This is a genomic window from Bradyrhizobium sp. T-1 (genome assembly GCF_053592855.1).
Genome location: NZ_CM132115.1, coordinates 1,014,146 through 1,027,418, shown reverse-complemented (window position 1 = coordinate 1,027,418; position 13,273 = coordinate 1,014,146). Strand labels below are relative to the sequence as shown.

Below are 13,273 nucleotides of genomic sequence, written 5' to 3'. Positions count from 1 at the left end.
AAAGCGCCTACCCCTCCATCGCGTTCAGCCGCTGCAACCGGTCCTGCATGACCTTCTTCAGGTCGTAGCCGGGGCGGCGGAAGCTGGCGTCGCGGGTGGCGAGGAACTCATGCTGGGATTTGCGCAGATCGGCCGCCGAGCGCCGGTTCATCGATTTCAGCACGCGCTCATAGGCCTCGGCGAGTTGGCGGTCGAGCGCACCCAATTGCGGATCGGCGCAGATCACCTTCTCCACCTCACGCTTGGCATTGGCGCAATCGAATGACGGGCCGTTGCCGGAATTCGCGGCCAGCGGCTGCGGCGCCTCGGCGCCGAACTTCGCGATCTCCGCCATCATGGTGCGGCGGCCGTCTGCCGCGTTCGTATTGCCGGGGTCGAGCCGCAGCGCCGTCTCGTAATCGGCCAGCGCCTTCTTGCGCTCGCCCATCTTGGTATAGAGCACCGCACGGTTGTTATAGGCCTTCGCAAAATTCGGATCGAGCTTCAGCGCGGCCTCGTAATCGCCAAGCGCGGCGCCAAACTCACCCTTGAACTGATAGGAATCGCCGCGGTTGGTGAAGAAGTTCGGCCGCGGCGCCAGCCTTAAGGCCTGCTCGTAGTCGGCGATCGCCTTGTCGTAGTCTTTCATAGCGGCATAAGAGAGACCGCGATTGTCGTAATATTCCGGCACCTTCGGATCGAGCCTGATCGCCTCGCTGTCGTCGGCAATCGACTTGTCGAGCTGGCCGAGCTTCTTGTAGGCGGCGCCGCGATTGGTGTAGCTCCGCGCCCGGTTCGGATCGAGCAGCAAGGCCTGGCTGAGATCGGCGACCGCCTTCTCGTTGTCTCCGTTGAGATAAAAGGTTGCGCCGCGGTCGGACCAGGCCTGTGCATAATCCGGCTTCAGCTTGATCGCCTGGTCGTAGTCGGCGATCGCGCGGTCGAGCCGGCGCTGGTTGGTGTAGGCGACGCCGCGCAGCTCATAGGCTTCGGCATCTGCGGGATCGAGCTCGATTGCCTTGCTGAGATCGGACGTGGCGCGATTGAGATCCCCGCCCGCCTCCCGCAACAGGTCGCCGCGCAGGCGCCAGGCCCGCGCGTTCTTGCCGTCCAGCGCAATGGCGCGGTCTATGTCCCGCAGCGCCTGCGTGAGACCGCCTGATGTCCGCGCATTGGCATCCGCCCGGACCAGCAGCGCCGCGACGCGCTCGGAATTCGGGTTCGAAGTCTGGTCGATGATGGCGCTGCACGCCGGGATGATCTCCGCCGGTGCCGCCTTGCTGCCCGTCACGCAATCGGCTGCGGCCGCCGCCGGGGCGGCGAGGACAAGGCTGATTGCTGCACCGAGGAGGAAGGTGCGCAGCGGATTTCTGGATATCTGCGCGGAACAACGCGTGCGCATGCCGAAGCACTCCATGGCATCAGGTTTTCACCATTGTCGCGGCGGGCGAGGGATGGGTTCAAGTCGGGCCCGTCTACCCGGGCATGACGCCCCTTCGAGCGGCGAAGGACCTCAATACCCGTCCACCCCGTTCAGCCGTTGCAGCCGCTCCTGCATCGCCTTCTTCAAGTCATATCCCGGACGGCCAAAGCCGGCATTGCGGCGGGCGATGAAATCATCCTGCTCGCGCTGGAGAGTCTTTGCTTCACCCGCATTGCGCGCCCCGCGCAGCACGCGTGCATTGGCGGCATAAACCTCACGGTCGAGATCGGCGAGCTCGCGATTTGCGCAGATCGCCTTCTCGACGGGGCGGCGCGCGCCTGCGCAATTGAAGCTGGGCTTGCCGGCGACCGCCATCTGCGCCCCGATCCGCTCGAGCTCGCGCGCCATCGCCCTGTGATTGGCCTTGGCCTTTTCGTGGTTCGGATCAATCCGGAGCGCCGCGCCGAAATCCTGCACCGCCTTCGGCTTGTCACCCTTCTTCAGCCAAAGCTCGCCGCGCGCGTTGAAGACGTCGGCCAGCGTGGGATCGAGCAGCAGGGCGCGGCTGTCGTCGGCGATGGCCCGGTCGATCTGATCATGCCGTGCAAAGAGCCCGCCACGCGCGACCAGCGCCTTGATCAGGTCGGGCTTTGCGGTCTTCTCGTTGTCGATGACGGCTGCGCAGGCCGGGCCTGCTCCGTCCATGTCGTCGGCCGTGACGGCGGCCAGGCATGCCGCGACGTCAACCTGCACGACGGCGGCCGGCTCGCCGCCAGTCGCAGCCTTGGCCGGGCCGGGCCAGAGTGCCGAGAGCATCAGAGCGGCCGACAATTGAATGAGTTTTTGAAAACGCATGCTCATTGCAGTCGGAAAATCTTGCCTCGAGGCCATACTATCCATCATACGGCCGGATTGGTGCTAGCTTGTAGCGCCGCTCAATTCGGTATCGGGGACCAATTTGTCGACATTCGAATGGATCATCGTGCTTCTGCTTGGCGCCGTTGCATTATCGGCGCTGGCGCGGCGGATCAAGGTCCCCTACCCGACCTTTCTCGCGATCGGCGGCGCGCTGATCGCCTTCGTGCCGAACAGCCCGTCCTGGACGCTGGAGCCGGACCTGGCGTTGGCCCTTTTTGTCGCACCGGTCCTGCTCGATGCCGCGTTCGACACGTCGCTGCGCGATCTGCGCAACAACTGGGTTCCGGTCTCGACCCTGGTCGTGGCCGCCGTCGGCCTGACCACGGCCGGCGTCGCCTATGTTGCACATCGGCTGATGCCTGACATGCCCTGGGCCGCGGCGGTGGCGCTCGGCGCCATCGTCGCGCCGCCGGATGCCGCGGCTGCAGTCGCGATCCTGAGCCAGGTGAAGCTGCCCTATCGCATGGTGAAGGTGTTGGAAGGCGAGAGCCTGCTCAACGATGCGACCGCACTCCTGATCTATCGCATCGCCGTCGGCGCGGTCGTCACCCAGCATCTAACGTGGAGCCAGGTCGCGCCGACCATGGCGCTGGCGCTGGTCGGCAGCGTCATCGCAGGTCTCGTCGCAGCCCGCCTCATCCCGCCCATCATGGAACGCGTGACGGAAGCACCGAGCGCCATCATCGTTCAGTTCGCCACCACCTTCATGATCTGGATCGGCGCCGAGCATCTCGGTCTCTCCGGCATCCTCACTATCGTCGTTTACGCCATCAGCATCGCGCGCACGGCGGGAGAGCGCATGCCGGCTCGGCTGCGGGTGCCCTCGTATGCAGTGTGGGAAACGACGGTGTTCGTGCTCAACGTGCTCGCCTTCATGCTGATCGGCATGCAGATGCGGCCGATCTGGACGCGGCTGGACACCGACGTGCGCTGGGAATATTGCGTGGCCGCGGCCTCGGTCCTGCTCACGGTGGTACTGGTGCGGCTGCTCTGGGTGACGTTCTACCGCACGACCCTGCGTGTGCTGGTTGCGCAAGGGATCTATCATCCGAAAGACCCGAGAGCCGTCGCCTCGCCCAAGGGCGGTCTCATCATCTCATGGTGCGGCATGCGCGGCCTCGTCACGCTCGCCACCGCATTCGCGCTGCCGGAGAACTTTCCCTATCGCGACTTCATCGTCTTCGTCGCCTTCGCGGTGGTGCTGGGATCGCTGGTGATCCAGGGCCTGACGCTGCGGCCGCTGATCCTGGCCTTCGGCCTCAAGGACGACGATCCCGTCGGCATCGAGGTCGCACGCGCCCGCACGATTGCCTATCGCGCCGCGCTCGATGCGATCGAGGACGATCCGTCGGAGGAAGCCGAAATCCTCAGGCTCGAATACCGCGCCGTCCTGATGCAGGCCGACGACGATCCGCACGGCGGCATCGCCAATGGCGAACTGCCCGCCGATCCCCTGCGCCGCCGCGCCATCTCGGCTGCGCGGAAATCGATCTTCGACCTCCGCGCCACCGAAGTGATCGGTGATGACGCGTTCCATCGGATCGAGGAAGAGCTGGATCGGGCGGAGTTGAGCGCCGGGGGATAGATCGACAACCTCCGCTGTCGTCCCGGACAAGCGAAGCGCATATTGCGCGCGCCCCGGGACGACGTTGGAGGGGCGTCTGGCGTTGAACCAAACCCTGCCTCCCTAGACTCATTCCAGATGACGACTCTGATCGACGACCGTCGTGTACGCGCGCGTGATGCGTCGCCCGCACGATATTTTTATCTCCACATGGCGCTGGCCTGCGCGGCCACCGCCTTCCTTGGCTTCGCACCGACCTATTGGATGCCGCTCGCCCACCGGACGTTTTCCGCAAGTCCGGTGATCCATTTTCACGGATTCTTGTTCTTCACCTGGACGCTCTATTTCGTGCTGCAGACCTGGCTCGCGGCCTCGGGACGCGTCGTCAATCATCGTTCGCTCGGGATTGCCGGCGTCTCGCTCGCGACCGCGATGACGATCTTCGGCTTCCTCGCCTCGGTACATGTGATGCAGCATTCCGCCGCGCTTGGACAGAAGGATGCGGGCATAGCCTTCTCGATCGTGCCGATGAGCGGAATCGCGTTCTTCGCGTTGGCGTTTGTGCTCGCCATCATGAACACACGCCGGCCGGAGATCCATAAGCGCTTGATGCTGCTCGCCGCGGTCTCGATCCTCGATGCCGCGATCGCGCGCTGGTTCCTGACTTTCCTCGCTCCTCCGGGACCGCCCGGCCCGCCGCCGGTGCCGGTGACGATCGCCCCGGCCGTGGTCGCCTCGCTTCTGCTCGTCGTCGCCATGGTGCGCGACTGGCGCACCGAAGGCCGCGTGCATCCCGTCTACATCTACGGTACGCTCGCGATGCTGGCGGTGAAGGTGTTGAACTGGCCAATCAGCGAAAGCGCGGCGTGGCACGCATTCGCCGGCGGAATTTTGGCGCTGGCGCAATAGCGGCCGCTGTCATCCCGGACAAGCGCAGCGAAGCGGAGCGCCGATCCGGGACGACGACGGAGGCCGGAGCTACGCCCCCGCCTTGCACGTGATCCCGCCATCGACCACGAGCTCGATACCCGTCACATATTTCGACTCGTCCGACGCCAGGAACAGCGCCGCGTTGGCAACGTCGAAGGCGTCGCCCATATGGCCCATCGGCACCTGGGCGTCGCGGGCGCGCCACATCGCCTCGACATCGCCCTTGGCGTAGCTGTTGGCGAGGCCTGCGGAATGCTCGACCATCGGCGTCTTCATCAGGCCGGGCAGGATCGCGTTCACCCGCACATGATGCCGCGCAAACTCGATCGCGGTGGTGCGCGTCATCTGGTTCATCGCCGCCTTCGAGGTGCCGTAGGTGACGTAGGAGATGCCCATGTGACGGATCGAGGCGATCGAGGAGATGTTGATGATCGAGCCGCCGCCCTGTTTCACCATGACGGGAATGACGTGCTTCATGGCGAAATAAGCGCTCTTGAGGTTGACGGCGAAGACGCGGTCCCAGCTCTCCTCGGTGACCTCGACCACGCTGCCCATCTCGGCGATGCCGACATTGTTGTCGAGCACGTCGATCCGGCCATAAGTCTTCAGGCACGCCGCGACCATCGCCTCGATCTCGGCGGACCGTGACACGTCGGCGGTGAACGCCGTCGCCTTACCGCCTTCGCCGGTGATGATGTCAGCGGTCTCCTCAGCGGCGGCGCCGTTGCGGTCGACGCAAAAAACCTGCGCGCCCTCGCGCGCAAAGGTCACTGCGGTTACCTTGCCGTTGCCCCAGCCGGGGCCGATCGAGCCGGCACCCACGACCATCGCAACCTTGCCCTTGAGCCGGTCCATCGCATGTCTCCCTTATTTCTGCTGTTCGTCGCAGATGCTCATCCTGGTGACGTTAGCACCGATGGGATGGCCGACAATCTGCGAAAGCATCCGGCAGCTTCCGTCATGGCATAGCCGCCATTCCCCTGCCGCGCCGGAATTGCCGAGCACCACTTCCTGCATTGGTGCCCGCGCGGGTCTCCATTGAAACCAGCCGTCGATCAGCCGCGCCTCGGGCGGCGGCTCCATGCCGGGGCCGGTGCCCTTGACGCGGGCCTGCACCAGCTCGAGGCCCGCGGGCGTGACGCGCCAGTCTTCCTGCCAGTCGACTTTCGCGATCGAATGTGTCCACACCAGCGTGAACGCCGACAGCGCCAGCGCCTTCACGCCCCCGGCTGTTGCGAAGCAGAGGCTCACACCGCCTCGACCGCTGCCGGCGGACGCTGCCGCCATTGCCACAGCACGAGCGCCGCCGAGAGCACAAAGCCGGCGGTGTCGCTGAACGGGAAGTCGCCGAGCAGGCACAGCGCGGCGCCGAGCGCCACCAGGCGCTCGATCAGCGTGAGCCGCGTAAACAGGAAGCCGATCGCGACCATGCCGAACAGCGCAATCGCCACCAGCGCCTTGAAGCTCGCAAGCGCCACCGCACCGTAGAAGCCGAGCTTCGCCGCCATGGGGTCACAGGCCTGCAGCATCAAGGCCGGCGAGTAGACGAAGATGAACGGGATAACGTAGCCGGCGAGCGCGATGCGCATCGCCTCCCAGCCGATCTTGTCCGGATTTTCCTTCGCGATGGGCGCCGCGGCAAGGGCCGCGAGCGCGACCGGCGGCGAGAGGTCGGCCATGATGCCGTAATAGAACGCGAACATGTGGCTCGCGATCAGGGGCACGCCGAGCTTCGCCAGCGCCGGCGCGGCAAGTGCGGCGGTGATGATGTAGGTCGGGATGGTCGGGATGCCGGTGCCGAGCAGGATCGACAGCAGCATGGTCATGATCAGCGCCAGGAACAGGCTCTTCTCGCCCAGACCGATCACCCAGCTGCCAAAGATTGTGCCGACGCCGGTCTGCGACATCATGCCGATGATGACGCCGACGATGGCGCAAGCCATGCCGACGGTGATCGCGGATTTAGCACTTTCGGCCAAGGCATCGCGGCATTCGCGCAGGGCTTTGAGGCCGCCACGAATGAAGCCCGTGATCACGATCAGGCCGACCACGACGCTCGCGACCGGCACGATCTGGAAACCGTCGCGCGACAGCGCGGCGACGACGAGCGCGAGCCCGATCCAGAAGATATAGCGGATCACCATCGAGGAGGCGCCCGTCGTGATGGCGGTGCCGAGGATCAACGTCACCGTCAGCGCAAGGCCCATGCTGCCGGCATAGAGCGGCGTGAAGCCCTCGAACAGCATGTAAACGAGCGCTGCGAGCGGCAGCACGAGGTACCAGCGCGTCACCAGCGCCTTCCAGGCGCTCGGGATCTCCGAGCGCTTCATGCCGACGAGGCCATGCTTTCCGGCTTCGAGATGCACCATCCAGAAGGCCGAGGCGAAATAGAGCACCGCCGGAATAGCGGCGGCCTTCACGATCTCGGAGTACTGGACGCCGAGCGTCTCCGCCATGATGAAGGCGACCGCGCCCATCACCGGCGGCATGATCTGCCCGCCCATCGAGGCCGTCGCCTCGACGCCGGCGGCAAACGCGCGGCGGTAGCCGAACCTGATCATCAGGGGAATGGTGAACTGGCCGACCGTGACGACGTTGGCGACGCCGGAGCCGGAGATGGTGCCCATCATGCCCGAGGCGAACACGGCGACCTTGGCGGGGCCACCGCGGGTGCGGCCGAACAGGCCGAGCGAGACGTCGGTGAAGAGCTGGATCATACCGGCACGTTCCAGGAACGAGCCGAACAGGATGAACAGGAAAATGTAGGTCGCCGAGACGTAGACCGGCACGCCGTAAAAGCCTTCGGTGCCGTAGGACAGGTGCGTGACGATCTGGTCGAAATCATATCCGCGATGGTTGAGCGGCGACGGCAGGTACTGCCCGAAGAACCAGTAGACAAGACACGCGCCGCACATCAGCGGCAGCGCCCCGCCCATCAGGCGCCGCGTGCCCTCGAAGATCAGCACCGCGAGCAGCGTCCCGACGGCGAGGTCGAGTTTGGTCGGATCGCCGTCACGCGCGATCAAATCGGCATAGAAGATCCATTGATAGAGCCCGCAGAAGAAGCCGGCGGCACCGATCACCCAGCCGAGCGTGCGGCCAAAATTGCTCTTCGCGGTGAAGTTGGCGATCAGGCCGAAGGTAAGCAGGATGAGAAAGCCGACATGGACGCCGCGCACCACCTGGCTCGGCAGATAGTTGAAGGCGGCGACATAGAGCTGAAAGGTCGCAAAGGCGATGCCGATCCAATAGGCGAGCGCGCCCCACCAGCCGGGGCCAAACCCTTCCGGAAAACCGTGCTCGAAATTGTCGAACTCGACCTTGATCGGCGCCGCGTCGGTGCCCTCTGCCTTTTCCAGCATTTTTAGATCACCCCAGTCCAGCCTATTCAAATCATAGCAGCAGCAGGATCCTATCGGATCGTCATGGCCGGGCTTGTCCCGGCCATCCACCGCCTGCGGTGCCTTCCAAGAACGTGGATGCCCGGGACGAGCCCGGGCATGACGTCCGTTGCCAAAAGCAGACCTTACTTGATCAGCCCTTTTTCCTTGTAATAGCGGATCGCGCCGGGATGCAGCGGGATCGGACTGCCGGTGGCCGCCGTCTCGAGCTTGATCTCCTTGCCGGCCGCGTGCGCGTTGGCCAGTTCGGGCAGCGATTCGTAGACCAGCTTTGTCATTTGATAGGCAAGGTCGTCGGACACGGCTGAGCTGGTGACCAGGTAGTTGACCACGGCTGCGGTCGGCACGTCCTTGTCCTGGCCGGTATAGGTGTTGGCCGGGATGACCGCCGAGATGAAGGGCGGCCCGATCTTGTCGACGGTCTCCTTCGGCACCGCCACCACCGAGATCGGGCTTGAGGTCGACAGATCCTTCAACGAGGCGACGCCAAGGCCGGCCGACTGCAAGGTCGCGGCGAGCTGGCGGTTCTTCATGAGATCGACGGATTCGGCGAACGGCAGATATTCGACCTTGCCGAGATCCTTGTAGGTCATGCCGGCCGCGGACAGGATCGCGCGCGAGTTCAGCTCCGTGCCCGATTTCGGCGCGCCGACCGACAGGCTCTTGCCCTTGAGATCCGCGAGCGTCTTGATGCCGCTCTCGGCGGTGGCGACGATCTGGATGTAGTTCGGGTAGATCGCACCGATGGTCCTGAGCTTGTCGAGCTTGGTCTTGAAGCCCGCTTCCTCGTCGCCGTCCCAGGCGGCCTTCAGGGAGTCGCCAAGCGTGAACGCCAGTTCGCCGCGACCCTGCTGCAGCAGAATGAGATTTTCGACCGACGCCTTGGTGGCCTGCACCTGCGTCTTCACGTTCGGAATCTTGTCGCCGTAGATTTTTCCGATCGCGACCCCGAGCGGATAATAGACGCCTGAGGTGCCGCCGGTCAGCACGTTGATGAAGGATTGCGCATGCGCGCAAGGTGCCGACGCCGCCAGAGCAAGAGCCGCGGCCGCGCCGAAAATCGTCCGTTTCATGGTTGTTGTACTCCCCAAACCGGCGGCGAAATTGGCCGGATGAGGAGGACTGGTCAACCCATCCAAAAGACAAAACAGGGCTGCGGAAGCGCCTGTTTTACCTGGGCTTTGATGGAACCCGGCGGGTGCGGCGACGTGGCGCAGCTGGACCGGACGTGGATGCGAGACTCAATCGGGCGCCGCTGGCTCGATCACCTCTCCCGCTTGCGGGAGAGGGAGCGCACCGTCATTGGAAGGTCATGTCCAGGCACTTGGAGATGTCAGATCCAAGGCCGGAGGAGATGGTGATGCAGCCGCGGATCTTCTGCGCGGCCATGTCGGCCGCCCAGATCGAGTAGCCGCCGGGGCCGAAGAACGAGTTGGTGTTCGGCGGCTCGGTCTCGGTCGCGTCGAAATCATAGTGCCCGTCGGTCTCGAAGATGCGCGGCTTCTTGGTGCAGCCACCGTCAGTCTGGACGTTGATGACTTCCTTGTTGTCGCGGGTCAGCGCCAGCGAGACCTGGCAACGAAAATATTCCGAGGTCTTGGTGTTGAAGAGATAGGTGTAGGATTTGCAAGTCGCAGTGTTGAGCTTGCCCGGAGCTAGGCCACGGCTGCATGAAATCCGCTGGTTATGGCTGAGCTGGTAATCATCGGCCCGGGCGGCCGGCACCAGCGCCGTCAGCGACAATACAGCGGCCCAGCAAAACTTAGTGACGTGGCGCATTCGAATCATCCCCACCAATATCTTTGTCGTGTTGCGTTCTAGACTGAAAGCGGAACATAGTCGCGAGGGGACGAAGGGAAAATCACAAACTGCTGGGTGAGACGTGATGCGCTGCGGCGTCATCGCGGATTGACCCGCAAACGCCGTTCGTGATTTGTTCAAGCGGGCACCCCAACGGACGGGGAGAATGGATGATGGCATTTTCGATCAAGACATTTGCAATTGTAGCCGCGCTGGGCGCGTTCGCCGCTCCCGCATGCGCTCAGACCGAGGCGGCGCCGTGGGAGCTCAAGCCGGACATGGGCTATGCCTATGACAAGGAAGGCAAGACCTTCTCCTACAAGATGGGCACCAGCAATGCCGGCGAACTCCTGAAGGGCGCCAAGAAGGTGCCCAAGGGAACGCTGTTCTTCATCGGCCACAATGGCCAGCTCTACATGCGCAGCGGCCAGTATCTCGAGGGCGACGGCAAGTTCAAGTTTGGGCCGGACCAGTAGAGGCTGCGATGACGGTGCGCTCCCTCGCCCCGTTCTTACGGGGAGAGGGTTGGGGTGAGGGGCATCTCTCCGCGCATGAGATTGTCGAGGGACCTGTACCCCCTCACCCGGATTGCATCTTCGATGCAATCCGGCCTCTCCCCGCAAGCGGGGCGGGGTTAAGAGGCAGCTCGCCAGCCATCAAAACGCCCCCGCCAATTCTCTTGCGCCGGCGTTGTTGCTGTTCGAATCCATCCGCGCATCCGTCACTGCGAGCAGCTTCGCCACCGTGTTGTGGCGGATCGCGACCGGGTTGCGCTCGTAGCCGCCGCGCTGGAAGAAGTTCGAGGTCGGTACCTGCTCGCGCATGGCCTGCGGCATCGTCACCATGTCGAGGCCGGTGCCATCGCCGGTGAGGTTCATCATCTCGAGCTCGGCGGCGGTGAGCGGGCGGGTGTAGCCCTTGGCGCGGGCGAACAGCACCGAGGTCAGGAGCTTGTGGGTTTGCAGCATCGGCCCGATGTCGACGTCCAGCACCATCGCATGCATGGCCCAGCCCTGCGCGGTGTCGCCGATCTTCTCATGCTCCGACCAGGTGTCCGGCACCGACTTCGCATGGGTTACCATCTTCTTCAGGACAACAAGCTTGCGCTCCAGCGACTGGCGCGACGGTCCTGAGGTGCGGGCCACCTTGTCGGAAAGCGCGCGGATGAATTCATGGCCCTGCTCAGCCAGTAGCTCGACGCTGTTGGTGGTGAGCAGCTGGTTGTAGCCCATCGCGGTCGAGATCGCGCGCTTGCCGCCATGCTCGATGCCGGCCTGCACGTCGTAGTTTCCGGTTCCGCCGGTCTCGAACGAATAGACCCGCACCGCCTGCTCGCGTGTCAGTCCCGCGGCGAGCGCGTAGCGCGCATAGGCGCGCTTGAACTCGACCTCGTTCGTCGGCCGCTGCGGCGTGAATTGGTAGAGATCCAGCGCCGCGCGCAGGAGATCGGAAGCCACCGGAAGCGGCTTGCGGGCGGGGCGTTCCGGAGTTTCCTCCGGCTCCGGGTTCACCGGCCGCTTCGGCCCGGTATAAACCGGCGGCTGCTCCAGCACATAATCATCGAGCGTGATCTGCTGCCCGCTGCGTCGCTTGGCATTGCGGCCTTTCCGCTTTTCCGTGACCTGGCTCCAATAGGCGCCGGCCTCGGCATCGAAGGCGCCGCGAATTTGCTGATACTCGGCCAGCTTGCGGCGATATTCGAGCACGGCCGGCGACGCACCGCCGCCTTGCGCAAAAAACTGCGACAAGAGCTGGGCATTGGCGTTGCTGACGGCGGGTGGCAGCGTCTCGGACTCACCGCCGCGCGCGGCGGAGACGAGCAGGACGAGCGCGAGTGGAACCAGCGCGAGATGATTTCGAATCGAATGATGCATGCTGCCCTCTTAGCAGGCATCCGGTAACCGTCACGTTAACGCGCCGTTTACCATCACTTCCAGGCGAAAACAGGCTGTTCCAGGTCGGTGACGCGCGTCTGCCGCCCCGCCAGCACCTCGCGGAACTGGTAGATCAGCGCCGCCGTCGGCGCGTGGATCAGGCTCATCTGGTGATGGAAGCGGATCACCCTGCGGGTGCTTTCCGGAATCGCGGTGAAATCGAAGGCATCGTCGCGCTCGATCGTGTCGAGCGCGATGCGATGAACGGAGGCGACCTCGTCGGGGTTCGGTCGGATCGTCGCGCTGTCGGTGGCCCACACCACGACCGGCGTGATCAGATAGCCGGAGCGCGTCGGATAGTCGTCGAGCGTGCCGAGCACCGCATCGACTGAGAGCTTGAGCGCCAGCTCCTCGTCGAGCTCGCGCAGCGCGGCCCCGACCGGCGTCTCTCCGGCATCACATCGCCCACCGGGCAGCGCCCACTGACCGCGATGCGCGCGCAGATGTGATGCGCGCCGGGTGAGCAGAAACGCAGTGCCCTCGCCGTCATCGGATGCGGTCAGTGCCAGCACCACCGCGGCGCGCTTCAGCTTCGGCGGCTCGGCCGCATCGGGTAGCCGCGCGAAGGACGCGCAGGCCTCTGCGATATTCCGTCTGGTGGCATTGCCGAAAGCTCTCATGATGCTTGACTACACCAGGACCTCGCTCGATGAAACGAGGAGAGATCAAGCGTTGCACGGATGGACGGGGCGATGACCAGCAAGACCGCCGCAAAGCTCAAATCGGACGGCTGGACCATCCTGGAGACCACAGGCTTCATGCACCTCGTCGGTCCATTGTGGGAGCGCAAGGTCGGCGGCCAGCACGAATTCGCGCTCGCCACCGAAGACAAGCACCACAATCGCCGCGGCATGGTCCAGGGCGGCGTGATGATGACCTTCGCGGACCGCACCTGCGGCATGACCGCCCGCTACGTCTCCGGCAAGGAGTACATGGCGACGGTGCAGCTCGACACCCATTTCGTCGAGGCCGGCCAGATCGGCGACATCCTGATCTCCCGCCCCCGCGTCGTGCGCTCGACCCGCAGCCTGATCTTCATGAGCACCGAAGTGACCGTCGATGATCGCTGCATCGTGATGGCGAATGGTGTGTTCAAGATCTTGAAGGGGCCGGGATAGGTTTGCTCTGCGAGACTGCCACCGCCGCGCATCACACCCTCCGCCGTCGTCGCCCGGCCTAGCGCGCAATTGCGCGCGGGGAGCCGGGACCCATAATCCCAGGGAGTAGTTTGAGGCAAAGCTGGTAACTCCGAGCCTTCGCAAAACTATTGCTGCGGCGTATGGGTCCCGGATCTTCGCTGCGCTCGTCCGGGACGACGAGAGGA

The 13,273-nt window shown here is 64.4% G+C and carries 13 protein-coding genes; 4 read left to right on the top strand and 9 right to left on the bottom strand.

Features of this window, described 5'->3' with window-relative positions; all coding sequences use genetic code 11:
• Nucleotides 1–7 precede the first annotated feature (7 nt).
• Nucleotides 8–1,381: a tetratricopeptide repeat protein gene (locus tag ACWAT4_RS04955; RefSeq protein WP_449729957.1), complete on the bottom strand. Its 1,374-nt coding sequence runs from the start codon at nucleotides 1,379–1,381 to the stop codon at nucleotides 8–10.
• 111 nt (nucleotides 1,382–1,492) lie between these two features.
• Nucleotides 1,493–2,257 (bottom strand): tetratricopeptide repeat protein, encoded by a 765-nt coding sequence (locus ACWAT4_RS04950; protein WP_449729956.1) that lies wholly within the window; start codon nucleotides 2,255–2,257, stop codon nucleotides 1,493–1,495.
• Between the two features lie 103 nt (nucleotides 2,258–2,360).
• On the opposite strand from ACWAT4_RS04950, the gene ACWAT4_RS04945 reads away from it, so the two are divergent.
• Together ACWAT4_RS04945 and ACWAT4_RS04940 are read left to right on the top strand one after the other, a co-directional pair.
• Nucleotides 2,361–3,905, top strand: coding sequence for a cation:proton antiporter (locus tag ACWAT4_RS04945; RefSeq protein ID WP_449729955.1), 1,545 nt, complete (start codon nucleotides 2,361–2,363; stop codon nucleotides 3,903–3,905).
• A 117-nt stretch (nucleotides 3,906–4,022) separates the two neighbouring features.
• Nucleotides 4,023–4,793: a hypothetical protein gene (locus tag ACWAT4_RS04940; RefSeq protein ID WP_449729954.1), complete on the top strand. Its 771-nt coding sequence runs from the start codon at nucleotides 4,023–4,025 to the stop codon at nucleotides 4,791–4,793.
• Between the two features lie 69 nt (nucleotides 4,794–4,862).
• On the opposite strand, the gene ACWAT4_RS04935 is transcribed toward ACWAT4_RS04940, so the two are convergent.
• From ACWAT4_RS04935 to ACWAT4_RS04915, 5 genes are all read right to left on the bottom strand, one after another.
• The gene (locus ACWAT4_RS04935) at nucleotides 4,863–5,669 is read right to left on the bottom strand and encodes an SDR family NAD(P)-dependent oxidoreductase (RefSeq protein ID WP_449729953.1); all 807 of its coding nucleotides are present in this window, start codon (nucleotides 5,667–5,669) and stop codon (nucleotides 4,863–4,865) included.
• Between the two features lie 12 nt (nucleotides 5,670–5,681).
• Nucleotides 5,682–6,101 (bottom strand): DUF1850 domain-containing protein, encoded by a 420-nt coding sequence (locus ACWAT4_RS04930; protein WP_449729952.1) that lies wholly within the window; start codon nucleotides 6,099–6,101, stop codon nucleotides 5,682–5,684.
• Nucleotides 6,062–8,176 carry a TRAP transporter permease gene (locus ACWAT4_RS04925; protein WP_449729951.1) on the bottom strand — a complete coding sequence of 705 codons (2,115 nt, stop codon included), beginning with the start codon at nucleotides 8,174–8,176 and terminating at the stop codon, nucleotides 6,062–6,064. Before ACWAT4_RS04925 ends, ACWAT4_RS04930 begins: the two co-directional genes overlap by 40 nt.
• Nucleotides 8,177–8,340: 164 nt before the next feature.
• The gene (locus tag ACWAT4_RS04920; RefSeq protein ID WP_212298493.1) at nucleotides 8,341–9,288 is read right to left on the bottom strand and encodes a TAXI family TRAP transporter solute-binding subunit; all 948 of its coding nucleotides are present in this window, start codon (nucleotides 9,286–9,288) and stop codon (nucleotides 8,341–8,343) included.
• A 226-nt stretch (nucleotides 9,289–9,514) separates the two neighbouring features.
• Nucleotides 9,515–9,994, bottom strand: a complete 480-nt coding sequence (locus tag ACWAT4_RS04915) for a hypothetical protein (RefSeq protein WP_212298494.1) — start codon at nucleotides 9,992–9,994, stop codon at nucleotides 9,515–9,517.
• Between the two features lie 194 nt (nucleotides 9,995–10,188).
• On the opposite strand from ACWAT4_RS04915, the gene ACWAT4_RS04910 reads away from it, so the two are divergent.
• A complete protein-coding gene (locus ACWAT4_RS04910; protein WP_212298657.1) occupies nucleotides 10,189–10,491 on the top strand; it encodes a hypothetical protein in 303 nt (100 codons plus the stop codon).
• 180 nt (nucleotides 10,492–10,671) lie between these two features.
• On the opposite strand, the gene ACWAT4_RS04905 is transcribed toward ACWAT4_RS04910, so the two are convergent.
• Nucleotides 10,672–11,889: a hypothetical protein gene (locus ACWAT4_RS04905; protein WP_212426366.1), complete on the bottom strand. Its 1,218-nt coding sequence runs from the start codon at nucleotides 11,887–11,889 to the stop codon at nucleotides 10,672–10,674.
• A 53-nt stretch (nucleotides 11,890–11,942) separates the two neighbouring features.
• Nucleotides 11,943–12,572, bottom strand: a complete 630-nt coding sequence (locus ACWAT4_RS04900; protein WP_433995302.1) for an NUDIX hydrolase — start codon at nucleotides 12,570–12,572, stop codon at nucleotides 11,943–11,945.
• A gap of 69 nt (nucleotides 12,573–12,641) precedes the next feature.
• On the opposite strand from ACWAT4_RS04900, the gene ACWAT4_RS04895 reads away from it, so the two are divergent.
• Complete coding sequence (locus ACWAT4_RS04895) at nucleotides 12,642–13,067, top strand: PaaI family thioesterase (protein WP_212298497.1); 426 nt, start codon at nucleotides 12,642–12,644, stop codon at nucleotides 13,065–13,067.
• The last annotated feature ends 206 nt before the right edge of the window (nucleotides 13,068–13,273 follow it).